The organism is Xanthomonas sp. 3793, from assembly GCF_024806835.1.
Lineage (GTDB): Bacteria > Pseudomonadota > Gammaproteobacteria > Xanthomonadales > Xanthomonadaceae > Xanthomonas > Xanthomonas arboricola_F.
Genome location: NZ_JANTYU010000001.1, coordinates 1,418,668 through 1,432,500, shown reverse-complemented (window position 1 = coordinate 1,432,500; position 13,833 = coordinate 1,418,668). Strand labels below are relative to the sequence as shown.

The window sequence follows — 13,833 nt, the reverse complement described above, 5'->3', positions numbered from 1 at the left end:
GCCAGTTGATACCCGATCTCGCGCGACATCGGATAGACCATCGGGCGCAGGGTGATGCCGTACTTGCGCGCCAGTGGGACCAGCGCATCGAGCGTTGCGTAGTCGCGCGGATCCACATCGAATCGGTAGCTGCGCAGATTGCGTGCCGCCAGCAGCTTGAAGCGTGCCTCGGCCTGGCTCATGGGATAGCCAGGGCGGTTGTCGTGGGCGTTGACGCCGTAGACGATGGGCGCGGCGGTAGTAGACGTGGCTATTGCTGCCAGCAACAGGGCGAGCACGAACGGGGCGATGTGGCGAGACATGCGGCCTCCTGAGCTGACGCCAGCGGGGAGTCGGATCTTGTTCAAACCGAGTATAGGCAGCGCGCAGGAGCGGTTCGGTGATCTGGTGCCGGGTCTTGCGACGTGCCCGCAGCTGTCGCAGGTCGCTGCGACCCGCGCTACGGGGCAGGGGGGGCGCAGACGCGCGATGCTGGACAGGCAATCTCCCGGTCGATCAGGCGTCGCCGTCGTCAGACCCCACAAGCGCCTGCGGCAATCAGCGCGCCGTCCGCAGGCGTGTGGCTGCATCCGCGTCGCCGCAATAGAAAAGGGGCCTTGCGGCCCCTTTCTCATGACACCGGCGACTGATGATCTCAGTCGCGATTCATCTGTGCATTGCGCTGACCGGTAGCGGCGGACTTCTCGCCGGCGAACGGGTTGAGCTTGCGGATCGCCCAGGGGTACTTCGGCCAGTCGCCGGTCAGCCATGGGTGCTGCGGGCTGTTGAGCTCCAGCACGCGGCGCGCGTCTGCGGCCAGGGTCTTGTTGCCCAGGTGCGTATAGGCCTCGGCCAGGACCGCAACGGCATCGTATTGATAGGCGCTCTGCGGGTAGGTTTCCAGCAGATAGTTGGCACGACCGGCTGCGGACACCCAGGCGTTGCGGCGCAGGTAGTACAGCGCGTTGTCCAGTTCGTGCTGGGCGAACACGTCACGCAGCTCGATCATCCGCTTGCGCGCGTCCGGTGCGTAGCGGCTGTTGGGATAACGGTCGGTGACCGTGTTGAAGTCGTTGTAGGCCTGCTGCGGCGAGGACAGGTCGCGACGGCTCGGATCCAGCGACCACACCCGGCGCAGGAACACCGTGTCGCGGTTGCTGTTGGCCAGCCCGCGCAGGTAGTACAGGTACGCGATATTACGGTGCGTGGGATAGGTGCGGATGAAGCGGTCGACGCTGGACACCGTATCGTCGTGCTTGCCGGCCTTGTACTGCGCGTAGGCGGTTTCGATCATCGCCTGCTCGGTGTACGGGCCATACGGGTACTGGGCGATCAGGCGCTTGTAGCTGGCTTCGGCGCCGGCCCAGTTGCCTTTCTCCATCAGGCCGTGGCCTTTGCCGTAGAGCTGCTCGACCGGCATGCCCTCGTCGGGATTCTTGTCCTTGGCGCCGCGGTGGCAGCCGGTGACGACGAACGCCATGACCAGCATGAGGGCAATCAGGCGCGCAGGCGCGGAAAACGTGGACCGTCGGATCATGGGTCTGGGCAGGACGCGTCAGGAAAACGAAAGCGCGATGATAGCCTAGTGGCCTGTCCGGCGACTGACTCCTGCCGCGCGGACCCCCAAATTCCCGTTTTTGCCCGAGTGCCAGTGTCCATGTCTGACCCATCTGCCGACCCCATCGACCCGTCCATCCGTCAGGCCATCGTGCCCGATAACGCCGCAGGGCGCCGTTTCGACGCGGTGTTGGCCGAGCTGTTCCCCGAATTCTCGCGCTCGCGGCTGTCGGAATGGATCAAGTCCGGCGATGCGCTGCTGGATGGCGAAATGGCGCGTCCGCGCGACACCTTGCGCGGCGGCGAGAGCGTGCAGCTGCAGGTGGTGCTGGAAACCCAGACCCATGCGGCGCCGCAGGACATCCCGCTGAACGTGTTGTACGAAGACGATCAGGTGCTGGTGATCGACAAGCCGGCCGGCCTGGTGGTGCACCCGGGCGCCGGCAACCCGGACGGCACCCTGGTCAATGCGCTGCTGTTCCGCGACCCGGCGCTGTCGGCGGTGCCGCGCGCCGGCGTGGTGCATCGGCTGGACAAGGACACCAGCGGCGTGATGGTGGTCGCCCGCACCGTGCAGGCGCAGACCGCCCTGGTGGAGCAGCTGTCTGCGCGTGATGTGCATCGCCAGTATCTGGCGGTGGTGGTCGGTGCGCTGGTCTCCGGCGGCACCGCCAATGCGCCGATCGACCGCCATCCGCGCGATCGCCTGAAGATGGCGGTGCGCGACGACGGCCGCGATGCGGTCACCCATTACCGCTTACGCGAGCGCTTCCGCGCGCACACCGCGCTGGAGTGCCGGCTGGAAACCGGGCGTACGCACCAGATCCGCGTGCACATGGCGCACCTGAAATCGCCCATCGTCGGCGACCCGCTGTACGGCGGCGCGCTCAAGCTGCCCAAGGGCGCCACCGACGAACTGGTGCACGAGCTGCGCACCTTCAAGCGCCAGGCGCTGCATGCCGAAACCCTGGAATTCCTGCACCCGGTCAGCGGCGAGCCGGTGCGCGCCAGCGCGCCGGTGCCGGCCGACCTGCAGCGGCTGATGACCGCGCTGCGCGACGACAGTGCACGCGCGGCCGAGCTGGCGCGCCGTTGATATGGCAGTGGCTGCACCGTTCGTGCTGCCGGCCGACTGGCCGGCGCCACCGCGTATCCAGGCGCTGACCACCTTGCGTTACGGCCTGGGCGGCTCGCTGGCACCGTTCGACACGCTCAACCTCGGCAATCGCAACAGTGCCGATGGCGATACGCCCGAGCAGGTGGAGCGCAACCGGGCACAGCTGGCCCAGGCGCTGGCGTTGCCGAGCGCGCCGCACTGGTTGCGGCAGGTGCACGGCGTCGAGGTCGTGCGCGTCGAAGCGCCGCCGCTTGCACCGGGTGCGCAGTCGGCTCCAGCAGGCGATCACGCGCCCGCTGCGTCCGAGCCCGCGGCCGATGCGGCGGTCACTGCCGTGCCTGGCGTGGTGCTGGCGATCCTGACTGCCGATTGCCTGCCGGTGGTGCTGGCGGCTGTAGACGGCAGCGAAGTGGCCGCAGCGCACGCCGGCTGGCGTGGGCTGGCCGACGGCATGCTGGAGCGCAGCGTGGCCGCCATGCGCACGCCGGCGTCGCGGCTGGTCGCATGGCTGGGGCCGGCAGCCGGACCGCAGGCATATGAAATCGGTCAGGACGTGTTCGACGCCTTCCTCGCCGATGACGCGCAGGCGCAGGCCGCCTTCAGCGCCACGCGGCCGGGGCATTGGCGGGTGGATCTGTATGCGCTGGCGCGCCAGCGCCTGCAGCGTGCCGGCGTGCTGGCCCACGCGATCCATGGCGGCGGGCTGTGCACCATTTCCGATCCGCAACGCTTTTTTTCGCATCGCCGCGATCGTCGCAGCGGACGCGTGGCCACGCTGGCCTGGATCGCGCCCTGAGCACGCCGCTGTTTGCGCAAATAGTGGGCCAGGCTGCGTTTGCGCAGCTGCCCGCGCCGGTGCGCGCGCTGCATTCGGTGCAGCAGCGGCAGACCTTCGTCGGAAGGGCGCAGATCCAGCGCGGCCGCCACGCATTGGTGCCGTTGCTGGCGCTGTTGAGCCGGTTGCCGCGCAGTGGCGAGGTGGATGTCGAGGTGGAATTTCTGGTCGATGCGCACGGCGAACGTTGGCATCGGCGGTTTGCTGGGTTGCCGATGTATTCGCGGTTGTGGCGGCAGGGGGGCGCACTGCGCGAGCACCTGGGGGCGGTGCGTTTCGAATTCGCGCTACGTGCCGATGCCGACGCGTTGTACTGGCAGGCCACGCGCGTATGGGCGTTCGGCGTGATTCCGCTACCCGCGCGCTGGTTCGAGCAGGTGCGTTGCCGGGAACATGCCGACACCGGCCGCTATGGATTTTTCGTCGACGTGCACCTGCCGCTGGTGGGGCCGTTCATTCGCTACGAGGGTTGGCTTGAGCCAGGTTGAATCGCCGCAGGTTGATACGCGCAGTGCGTCGGCAACCATCGTGTTCGATGGCGTGTGCCTGCTGTGCAATGGCTGGGTCACGTTCCTGCTGCGCCACGATCGGCGCGGGCGTTATCGCTTTGCCGCGATGCAGGGGCAAGCCGGGCGCACGCTGCTGCAGCAGCATGGGCTGGATCCGGATGATCCGTTGTCGTTTCTGCTGGTGGACGACACCGGAGCCTGGACCGACAGCGATGCCATCGTGCGTGTGCTGGCAGGATTGGGTGGCTTGTGGCACCTGGTCACCGTGTTGCGCGTGGTGCCACGTGGCCTGCGCGATATCGGTTACCGCCTGATCGCACGCAACCGCTATCGCTGGTTCGGCCGGACCGAGCACTGCATGCTGCCCACACCCGAGCAGCGCACGCGGTTTCTGGATTAACCCCCACTCCCGGCAAGCCATCTCCGCGTAGGAGCGCACCCGGGCGCGAGGTGGCGTTACCGGCAATGCTCGGTCGCGCCCGGGTGCGCTCCTACGGTGATCCGGGGATTTGCGCGATGGCCTGCGGTGCGGCTTGTCGTTCTGCGGCGTGTTTCGGATCAAGCATGGCGGGCAGGCACGCTTGATCCGCGTAGGAGCGCACCTGGGCGCGGTGGCGTTACCGGCAATGCTTGGTCGCGCCCGGGTGCGCTCCTACGGTGGTCCGGGGATTTGCGCGATGGCCTGCGGTACGGCTTGTCGTTCTGCGGCGTGTTTCGGATCAAGCATGGCGGGCAGGCACGCTTGCTCCGCGTAGGAGCGCACCTGGGCGCGAGGTGGCGTTACCGGCAATGCTTGGTTGCGCCCGGGTGCGCTCCTACGGTGATCCGGGGATTTGCGCGATGGCCTGCGGTGCGGCTTGTCGTTCTGCGGCGTGTTTCAAATCAGCATGGCGGGCAGGCACGCTTGCTCTGCGTAGGAGCGCACCTGGGCGCGAGGTGGCGTTACCGGCAATGCTCGGTCGCGCCCGAGGGCGCTCCTACGGTGATTGTGCGATGCGCTGTGCTGGCGGCTTAGGCCGCCGCGCTGTTGAAACTTGCGCGCACGACATTCGCGTTGCCGCCGTGCGCAGGCTGCAGGCGGAAGATCGATACCGCATCGGCCAGTTCCACCGCCTGTTCTTCCAGGCTGCGTGCGGCGGCGGTGGCTTCTTCCACCAGCGCGGCGTTGCGCTGGGTGACCTCGTCCAGCTGCGCGACAGTGCGATTGACCTGTTCGATGCCGCTGGATTGCTCGGCGCTGGCCGAGGTGATCTCGCTCATGATGTCGGTGACATGCTTCACCGAGCCGACGATCTCGCGCATGGTCGCGCCGGCGCGGTGCACCAGCCCCGAGCCCAGTTCCACCTTGTCGGTCGAATCGGCGATCAGCGTCTTGATCTCCTTGGCGGCGTCGGCCGAGCGGCGCGCCAGTGCGCGCACCTCCGAGGCCACCACCGCAAAACCGCGGCCCTGTTCGCCGGCGCGCGCGGCTTCCACCGCGGCGTTGAGCGCCAGGATATTGGTCTGGAAGGCGATGCCGTCGATGACGCCGATGATCTCGCCGATCTTGCGCGAGGCGGTGCTGATCTGGCTCATGGTGGCGACCACGTCGTCCATGACCTGGCCGCCGCTCTGCGCCACTTCGCCGGTGCCCACCACCAGACGGTTGGCCTGCAGTGCGCTGTCGGCGTTCTGCTTCACGGTGGAGGTGAGTTCTTCCATCGAGCTTGCGGTTTCTTCCAGGTTGGCGGCCTGCTGCTCGGTGCGCTCGGACAGATCGGTATTGCCGGCAGCGATTTCCACTGCTGCCTGGCGAATGGTGTCGGAGGCGGTCTGGATGCCGCCGATGATTTCGGTCAGGCGGTCCACGGTCTGGTTGGTGTCGTCGCGCAGACGCGCAAAGATGCCGTGCGCATCGCCGTCCACGCGCTGGGTGAGGTCGCCTTCGGCCAGTGCGCCGATCACGCGCGCCAGTGCGGCAAGGTGGGTCTCCACCGAGTCGTAGATGCGGTTGATGCCTTGTGCCAACGACAGCAGCACGCCGTCCATGCCGTCGAGCTGCATGCGGCGGCTGAAATCTCCGGCCGATGCGGCGTCGATGATCTGGATCAGCGCCTGCTCGGCGTTGACCTGCGCGGTGACGTCGACCCACTGCGCGATGGTGCCCAGCTTGGTGCCGTCGGCGGCGATGATCGGGCTGTAGACGAAGTCGATCTGGCGGCCGAAGAACGGGGCGCGCACGGCCTTGGAGGCATTCAACGCGCGCATGCGGTCGATGGCGGCCTGGCTGTCCGGATAGATGTCGCCGATGCTGCCGCCGACGAAGCCTTCGGCATGGAAGCTGGGGCGGAAGCTCTGCACATCCGGCTCGATCAGCTTGAGCATCGCCAGCAGTTTGCGGTTGGCGAACAGCACCTGGCCGTCGTCGTCGGCGATGCGGATCATGGTGTCCAGATCGTCGAGTGCCTTGATCACGAACTGCCCATGGCGCAGGCCTTGCTCCATCACGTCGATGCGGATGGCCAGCTTGTCCTGGCTCGCCTGCAAGGTCTTCAGCAGCGGTGCGAGTTCACCGGAAACGTTGCGCAGGTCCAGGCGCTCAAAGCGGCCTTCGCCCAGCGCAGCGACCGCATTCATCGCCTGCTGCAGCTGCGCACTGTTGCGATGACGCGCCCACCACCACAGGCCGACACTGGCCGCGCCGAGCACCAGCAGGGCCGGGAACAGCTTCGCAAGGGCGCTACCGACGCCGCCGGGCATCAGCGTGGCGGCGTAGAACGTCAGCAAGGCCAGCAGCCCGAGGTGTGCGGCAGCGGGCATCCATGCAGTCCAAGTCGTACGCGCAACGTTTGCGCCCGCTGTTGGGCGGGTAACGGGTGCGGCATCGTGTGAAGGCAACATAGGCTGAGTCCAACGTGTGTTCTGGGAAAGGGGGAACGGTGTGCAGCAGGAGTAGGCTGCAATGGGGTATCGGCGGCTGGGTCTGAATCATGATGGTGTGAACGGACCGTTTGTCGGAATGCGTGCCGCCGAGCCGGGAAACAGCCGATGTGGTTGATTTGGAAGCGGTTTCAGTGAGCGTGTGCAAGCTCCCAGCGGTCGGCCGGCGTGCGAAATCGATACCTGTATTTGTAAATTCCGTGTGAATTTCGGGCGCCGCGGTTGAGGCAGTCCGCACTCCGATGGACTGCACCTGGGCGGCCTGTCTCTCAGCGGCCTGGTAGCGGTGACCGGTTCGCTGTGCAGGTCTGCCGGTCGCCAGGTTCCGCGCTGACGTCAGCGTCGGTACACAGCGACGCCATGACGTTGCCCTGGGCATCGGGAAATCGCAGCAGCAGAACGTCGCGCGCGGTGATCCAGGACCGTCGGAAAAAACGGCAATCCGAGGAGAGGTCAGGGCGATGCAGATGCCCCGGCCGTCAAGCCGCGGTTCCGGCACAGCTGTCATCGGCGGGCGCAACGATGTGCAGTTGAGACCTGCTGCTGCAGCCACGGAGTCCGACCGCACGCCATGGCTCCACCCCAGCCGCGCAGCGTCACTCTGCTCAATCGGCAGGCCGCGCCCACAAAAAAAACCGGCCGTCTCGCGACGGCCGGTCTGTTGTGTCACTGCGCGAGCGCGCCGGCGATTACTTCGCCGGCGTGGCCTGCGCATCGTCCGGCAGTGCCCAGGCGATCACGCTGTCGCCCGACTTGGTTTCCATGCGGTCGTGTCCGCCCACGGCGGCCACGATGTACTGCTTGCCGTCGATGGTGTAGCTCAGCGGGGCGGCCTGCGGGCCGGCCGGCACGCGGGTCTCCCAGACCTGCTTGCCGGTGCGGGTGTCGAAGCCGCGCATGAAGTCGTCCAGGGTCGCGCCGATGAAGGTCACGCCGCCGGCGGTGGCCAGCGAGCCGCTGTTGTTGGGCGTGCCGATCTCGAACTTGGTCTTGGACGGGATACCCATCGGGCCCTGGTCGTAGCCGGTGCCCAGCGGACGGCGCCAGAGTACCTGCTGGGTGCGCAGGTCCACGCCGGAGATGTAGCCCCACGGCGGTGCCACGCACGGCGTGTTGAGCGGCGACATCCACGGCTCCTTGCGGGCGCCGTAGGCCAGGCCCTTCTGCGCCATGTAGCCGGGCGTCTTGCTCTTGCCGTCGAACACCGACACCACGCCCAGCTCATTCATCTTTTCGCGGGTATAGACCTGCAGGGTGTAGGGCAGGCGATTGCTGTTCATCACCATGATGCCGCGCTGCAGATCGACAGAGACGCCGCCCCAGTTGATGCCGCCGTGGTTGCCGGTGAAGGCCAGCGAGCCTTGCAGGGTCGGCGGGGTGAACATGCCTTCGTAGCGCAGCTGCTTGAACTGGATGCGGCAGGCCAGCTGGTCGAACGGGGTCATGCCCCAGGCATCGGATTCGATGATGGTCTCGTATTCGCGGCTCGGTGCGCCCACGGTATTGGGCATGCCCGGCGAGATCGGCTGGGTGGCAGCGGTCCAGTCGCCATGATCGGTGCCCTGCGGCACGGCGATCTGCTTGACCGGCATCAGCGGTGCGCCAGTGGCGCGATCCAGCACGAACACCTGGCCGGACTTGGTGGCCTGGATCACCGCAGGACGCGTGCCGCCACCAGCCACCGGCCAATCGACCAGGTTCGGCTGCGGGCCGATGTCGTAATCCCACAGGTCGTGGTTGACGGTGCGGAAGTGCCAACGCTCCTTGCCGGTGGCCGCATCCACGGCGACCAGCGCTGCGGTGTATTCCTCATCCTGCGGGGTGCGGCCCTTGCCGAAGAAGTCGCCCGAGGCATTGCCGGTGGGCAGATAGACCAGCCCCAGCTCATCGTCTGCAGCCATCAGCGACCACACGTTCGGGGTCGAACGGGTATAGGTCTGCCCGGCCGGCGGCTCGGCGGTGATCGCCGGGTTGCCCAGGTCCCAGGCCCAACGCAGCTGGCCGGTGAGCGCATCGAAACCGCGCACCACGCCGGACGGCGCATCGCCTTCCTGGCCATCGCGGACCTGGCCGGTGGGCTGGATCACCACGCCGCGCATCACCACCGGCGGCGAGGTCGGGCCGACGAAGCCCGGCTTGGTGTTGCCGGTACCGGCATTGAGGTCCACGTAGCCGTTATTGCCGAAGCTGGCGCACAGCTTGCCGGTCTGCGCGTCCAGCGCGCCGAGGCGGCCGTCGACCATCGGCCAGAAGATTCGGGTCGGGCACTCGGCGGTGCCTTCCGGCGCCTGGTAGTACGACACGCCGCGGCAGGTGGTGGCGGCAACGCCGGCCATCGCCTTCGGGTTGGTCTGCGGGTCGAAGCGCCAGCGCTCCTTGCCGTTGGCCGCTTCCACCGCGATCACCTTCTGGGTAGGCGTGCAGATGTAGAGCAGCTCGCCGACCTTGAGCGGGGTGTTCTGGAAGGCGTAGCCCAGCTTGGAGCCGGCCGGTTTCAGATCGCCGGTATGGAATTCCCAGGCCACCTTGAGGTTCTTGACGTTGTCCGGGGTGATCTGCGCACCGGGCGTGTAGTGGTTGGACAGGTTGGAGCCGGCATAGGCGGTCCAGTTGCTGGCGTCGTGATTGGCAGCGACGTTGCCGTCAGGGCTGGGCACAGTGGCGCGGCTGAAGGCGGCAGCGTTGGCGGCCGGCTGCGTGGATGCATCGGCCAGTTCCACGTTGCGCGGCACAAACAGCGGCCACAGGATCAGGGCGGCGCCCAGGATCGGCAGCACGCCGGTCACCACGACATAGCCGGCGCCGGACAGCGGCTGCATGCGCCGACGCGCCACGCCCCAGAACGGCAGCAGCACCAGGCCCAACACGGAGATCCAGGCCAGACGCGGGACCAGGCCCCAGCCATCCAGGCCCACTTCCCACAGTGCCCAGGCGATCGTGGCGGCCAGCGTGGCGCCAAACAGCCACAGGCCGGCACGCTTGCCCAGCGCCAGCAACACGCCGGCAAGCAGCAGCGCGATACCTGCGAGCAGGTAGTACCAGGAACCACCAACGGCCACCAGGCGGCCGCCTTCATAGGCGAGCACCGCGCCGAGCACGGCGATCACCGCTGCATAGGCCACCAGCAACCAGGTGCCTAGCCCACGTTTTGAGGATTGATCAGTCATTTTGAGATATCAGGAAGGACTTGGGGCCGCCATGGGCGACAAGTCGTGGAGGGAGAGAGGTCGCCCGTTGGCACAGGCTGCCGGCGACCTTGGATATGAACGCGCAGCCCCTCCCAGGGTCCTCAGCGCTAATCATGCGAATATTTTAGACCTCTGAGCACCGCCTGTCCGTGACGGAATAGGAACCACCGTTCCAACCTGCCGCTCGGATGCGCCGAATCTACGGAGAAGTCGAGCAGCGCGGTGAAGGGCGATGGCACGTGAGCTGATGCGCGATGACAGCTGAAGGGTGTGCAGGCAAGAATCGCTGTCGCTGTCGAATTGCTGTGTGCCTTGCTTCGCTTGGCGCTTGCCTTGGTCTCGCTCATTTGCCTTACAGCAAGCCGAGCACCGCAGCCACGTGCAGGCACCTGTTGGAAAGCGCTGGCAGCCGTACCCTCATCCGCCCTTCGGGCACCTTCTCCCGGAGGGAGAAGGAAAAGCTCGCGGCCCGCTTGGGCATCTTCTTTCGGAGGGAGAAAGAAAGGCTTGTTCGTTGGGAAGGAGAAGGAAAAGCTTGCAGCGAGTTCGGGCGCCTTCTCCGAACCGGAGCAGGATCAGACGTCTGCAAGTGCCTGCAGATAGCGCTGGCGCCAGTGATTGACGTTGTTCTTGCGCAGGTGATCCATCATTGCCCGCCACCGCTCAATGCGCGTTGCCAGCGGCATGCTCGCTGCCGTTGCGATTGCATCGGCCACGCCGTCCAGATCATGCGGATTGACCAGCAGCGCCTCCTTCATTTCGTCGGCCGCGCCGGCCAGCAATGAAAGCACCAGTACTCCCGGATTTTCAGGGTCCTGCGCGGCGACGAATTCCTTGGCGACCAGGTTCATGCCATCGCGCAGCGGCGTCACCAGGCCCACCGATGCAGCGCGATAGAAACCGGTCAAGGTTGCGTGGCTGAAGTTCTGGTTGACATAGCGCAACGGCGTCCAGTCCGGCCCCGCATGCCCACCATTGATATGGCCGGCGATCTGCTCCAGCTGCCCGCGCAATTGACGGTATTCGGTGACATCGCCGCGCGATACCGGGGCGATCTGCAGATAGGTGAGGCTGCCGGATTGATCCGGGTAACGCTCCAGATAGCGCTCGAACCCCTGGAAACGTTCCGGCAGGCCCTTGGAATAATCCAGACGGTCCACACCGATCGCCAGCTGCCGCCCGCGCAGACTCTCGCGCAGATCGCGTACCGCCTGCTTGCTGACAGACGCCTTTGCCTGGTTGGCAATCAGATCGGTGTCGATGCCGATGGGGAACGAGGAAGCCGTGAAGCGCCGCCCGCCCGGACCTTCGACCAGATCGCCTTCGAGAATGCGGCCGCCACCGAACAGGCGCACATATGCCTTGAAACGTTCGGCGTCGCGTTGGGTCTGGAAGCCCACCAGATCGTAGGCGTAGAAGGTACTGAACAGGCGCGCGTGATCGGGCATTGCCTGCACCAGATCGGCCGAGGGCATCGGCACGTGCAGAAAGAAGCCCATCTTGCAGCCCACCCCCAGCTCGCGCAGCATCGCGCCCAGCGGGATCATGTGGTAATCGTGGATCCACAAGGTGTCGCTGTCTTTCAGCAACGGTGCGAGCTTTTCCGCGAACAGGCGATTGACGCGCAGATAGCCTTCGCGCTTGGCGCGGTCGTAATCGACCAGGTCCAGGCGGAAGTGCAGCAACGGCCACAACGTGCGATTGGCGAAGCCGTTGTAGTACGAATCGATATCGCGCTTGTTGAGGTCCATGGTGACGAAGGTGATGTCGCCTTCGGTCTGCTCGTGCATGCCGCCGCTCTCGCCGCGCGCGGTCTTTCCGCTCCAGCCGAACCACATGCCGCCGCGCTCCTTGAGCGCCGCCAGCAACCCGACCGCCAGGCCGCCGGCCCGGGTTTCGCCGGGCACTGCAACACGATTGGATACCACCACCAAACGACTCATGACGCCTCCTGCCAGCTCCGCGACAAGCGCATCGCTGCGATGATCAAACCGACGTGCGAATAGGTCTGCGGGAAATTCCCCCAGGCTTCGCCGTCTTCGAACGATAGGTCTTCCGAGAGCAAGCCCAGGTGATTGCGACGCGCCAGGATGCGCTCGAACAATTCCCGCGCTTCGTCCTTGCGGCCGATGGCGGCCAGCGCGTCGATGTACCAGAACGTGCAGATGGTGAAGCTGGTTTCCGGCTCGCCGAAGTCGTCAGGCGCGATGTAGCGATACAGTGCATCGCCATGCTTGAGCACGCGGCCGACTGCCTCGACCGTGCGTACGAACCGGCTGTCGTCGGCATCCACGATGCCGATGTCGGCCAGCAAGAGCAGCGACGCATCCAGACGGTGGCCGCCGAGCGTGTCGGTGAAGTAGCCGCGTTCTTCGCTCCAGGCTTCGTGCAGGACGCGCTCGCGGATGCTGTCGGCGCGCTGTCGCCAATACACGCTGCGCTCGGGCAATGCCAGGCGATCGGCGATCTTGGACAGGCGATCGCAGGCGGCCCAGCACATTGCGGCGGTATAGGTGTGCACCTCGGCGCGGCCGCGGAACTCCCACAGGCCGGCGTCGGGCACGTTGTGCAGCGCGTAAGCGCGCTCGCCCAGCGGTTCGAGACGGCGGAACGTATCGGCGTCGCCCTGATCCTTCAGGCGCAGGTCGAAGAACAGTTGCGTCGAGGCCAGCACGACGCTGCCATAGACATCGTGCTGTTTTTGAATCCACGCCAGATTGCCGCGCCGCACCGGACCCATGCCGCGGTAGCCTTCCATCGTGTCGACTTCATGCTCTTCCAGCTGCGACTCGAAGCCGATGCCGTACAGCGGCTGCAGGGTGCCGTCGCTGGTGGCGATGTTGAAGATGTAGCCGATGAACTGCTCCATCGTGCGGGTGGCGCCAAGCCGGTTGAGCGCGCGCACCACGAAGGCGGCGTCGCGCAGCCAGCAGTAGCGGTAGTCCCAGTTGCGCGGGGTATTGGGCGCTTCCGGAATCGAGGTGGTCATCGCGGCGATGATGGCGCCGCTGTCTTCGTACTGGCACAGCTTGAGCGTGATCGCGCTGCGGATCACCGCCTCCTGCCAGTCGAGCGGAATGGACAGATAACGCACCCACTCGCGCCAATATTCCTCGGTGCGTTCCTGCGCTTCCTGCACATAGCCGGTGAGCGAGCGGGTCAGCGATTCGTCCACGCCCAGCACCAGGCTCACCGGATGGCTGAGCACGAACGGCAAGCCGTCGCGCACGAAGCGCACCGGCACGTCGGTGGTCAGGCGCAAGGTGAATTCCGGCAACACCCAGCGGATATGGTTGCTGCCCCAGGTGGTATCGGGGGTGCGGCCACCCCAGTCGGCCAGCGGGCGCGCACGCACGATGATGCGCGGGTTGCCGGCGAGCGGGCGGATCTGGCGGATGATGCTGACAGGCCGATAAAAGCGGCCGTTATTGCGCCAGCGCGGTGCGAAGTCGATGACTTCCACCTCGCCGCCGTGGCTATCGCGCAATACGGTGCGCAGCACGGCCGTGTTGGGCAGGTAATGCTGCTCGCTGCTGACGAAGTCTTCCAGCTCGACGGCAAAGTCGCCGCCTTCGGTCTTGGGCGATAGCAGGCTGCAAAAAGCCGGGTCGCCGTCGAAGGCGGGCAGACAGCTCCACACTACGCGTGCCTGTCGATCGACCAGTGCGCCAAAGCTGCAATTGCCGATGACGCCCAGATCCAGGTTTGGCTCGGTCATGAGGTGCAAAC

At 66.2% G+C, this 13,833-nt stretch carries 10 protein-coding genes (1 of these 10 only partly in view); 4 read left to right on the top strand and 6 right to left on the bottom strand.

Annotated features, from left to right (window positions below):
- Window positions 1-302: the start of a hypothetical protein gene (locus FHY18_RS05925; RefSeq protein ID WP_259152350.1), read on the bottom strand. The gene continues 685 nt to the left of window position 1, outside the view; the window shows 302 of its 987 coding nt (coding positions 1-302); it begins with the start codon at window positions 300-302; its stop codon lies off the left edge, out of view.
- Between the two features lie 332 nt (window positions 303-634).
- Complete coding sequence (locus FHY18_RS05920; RefSeq protein ID WP_259152348.1) at window positions 635-1,516, bottom strand: outer membrane protein assembly factor BamD; 882 nt, start codon at window positions 1,514-1,516, stop codon at window positions 635-637.
- A 120-nt stretch (window positions 1,517-1,636) separates the two neighbouring features.
- On the opposite strand from FHY18_RS05920, the gene rluD reads away from it, so the two are divergent.
- Genes rluD through FHY18_RS05900 form a run of 4 tightly spaced genes read left to right on the top strand, consistent with a single transcriptional unit; the run spans window position 1,637 to window position 4,397 of the window.
- Window positions 1,637-2,632 (top strand): 23S rRNA pseudouridine(1911/1915/1917) synthase RluD, encoded by a 996-nt coding sequence (gene rluD / locus FHY18_RS05915; RefSeq protein ID WP_259152347.1) that lies wholly within the window; start codon window positions 1,637-1,639, stop codon window positions 2,630-2,632.
- Between the two features lies 1 nt (window position 2,633).
- A complete protein-coding gene (gene pgeF / locus FHY18_RS05910) occupies window positions 2,634-3,449 on the top strand; it encodes a peptidoglycan editing factor PgeF (protein ID WP_259152345.1) in 816 nt (271 codons plus the stop codon).
- 20 nt (window positions 3,450-3,469) lie between these two features.
- The gene (locus FHY18_RS05905; RefSeq protein WP_259152562.1) at window positions 3,470-3,976 is read left to right on the top strand and encodes a DUF4166 domain-containing protein; all 507 of its coding nucleotides are present in this window, start codon (window positions 3,470-3,472) and stop codon (window positions 3,974-3,976) included.
- Entirely contained in the window at window positions 3,963-4,397 is a 435-nt protein-coding gene (locus FHY18_RS05900) for a thiol-disulfide oxidoreductase DCC family protein (protein ID WP_259152344.1), read from the top strand. The genes FHY18_RS05905 and FHY18_RS05900 overlap by 14 nt, the downstream gene beginning before the upstream one ends.
- Window positions 4,398-5,008: 611 nt before the next feature.
- Here FHY18_RS05900 and FHY18_RS05895 read toward each other — a convergent pair.
- The 4 genes from FHY18_RS05895 to FHY18_RS05880 all read right to left on the bottom strand — a co-directional run bounded on the left by FHY18_RS05895 (window position 5,009) and on the right by FHY18_RS05880 (window position 13,822).
- Window positions 5,009-6,877, bottom strand: coding sequence for a methyl-accepting chemotaxis protein (locus tag FHY18_RS05895; protein ID WP_259152343.1), 1,869 nt, complete (start codon window positions 6,875-6,877; stop codon window positions 5,009-5,011).
- A gap of 728 nt (window positions 6,878-7,605) precedes the next feature.
- On the bottom strand, window positions 7,606-10,044 hold the full coding sequence (locus FHY18_RS05890) for a membrane-bound PQQ-dependent dehydrogenase, glucose/quinate/shikimate family (RefSeq protein WP_259152561.1): 2,439 nt from the start codon (window positions 10,042-10,044) through the stop codon (window positions 7,606-7,608).
- A gap of 635 nt (window positions 10,045-10,679) precedes the next feature.
- Complete coding sequence (gene otsA, locus FHY18_RS05885; protein WP_259152341.1) at window positions 10,680-12,047, bottom strand: alpha,alpha-trehalose-phosphate synthase (UDP-forming); 1,368 nt, start codon at window positions 12,045-12,047, stop codon at window positions 10,680-10,682.
- Window positions 12,044-13,822: a glycoside hydrolase family 15 protein gene (locus FHY18_RS05880; protein ID WP_259152340.1), complete on the bottom strand. Its 1,779-nt coding sequence runs from the start codon at window positions 13,820-13,822 to the stop codon at window positions 12,044-12,046. Before FHY18_RS05880 ends, otsA begins: the two co-directional genes overlap by 4 nt.
- Window positions 13,823-13,833 lie beyond the last annotated feature (11 nt).

Bases quoted from the DNA above. Each gene is read 5' to 3' on its own strand.
- FHY18_RS05895 (WP_259152343.1), bottom strand. From the start codon at position 6,877: ATGTTGCCTTCACACGATGCCGCACCCGTTACCCGCCCAACAGCGGGC.
- FHY18_RS05880 (WP_259152340.1), bottom strand. From the start codon at position 13,822: ATGACCGAGCCAAACCTGGATCTGGGCGTCATCGGCAATTGCAGCTTT.
- otsA (WP_259152341.1), bottom strand. From the start codon at position 12,047: ATGAGTCGTTTGGTGGTGGTATCCAATCGTGTTGCAGTGCCCGGCGAA.
- FHY18_RS05920 (WP_259152348.1), bottom strand. From the start codon at position 1,516: ATGATCCGACGGTCCACGTTTTCCGCGCCTGCGCGCCTGATTGCCCTC.
- rluD (WP_259152347.1), top strand. From the start codon at position 1,637: ATGTCTGACCCATCTGCCGACCCCATCGACCCGTCCATCCGTCAGGCC.
- pgeF (WP_259152345.1), top strand. From the start codon at position 2,634: ATGGCAGTGGCTGCACCGTTCGTGCTGCCGGCCGACTGGCCGGCGCCA.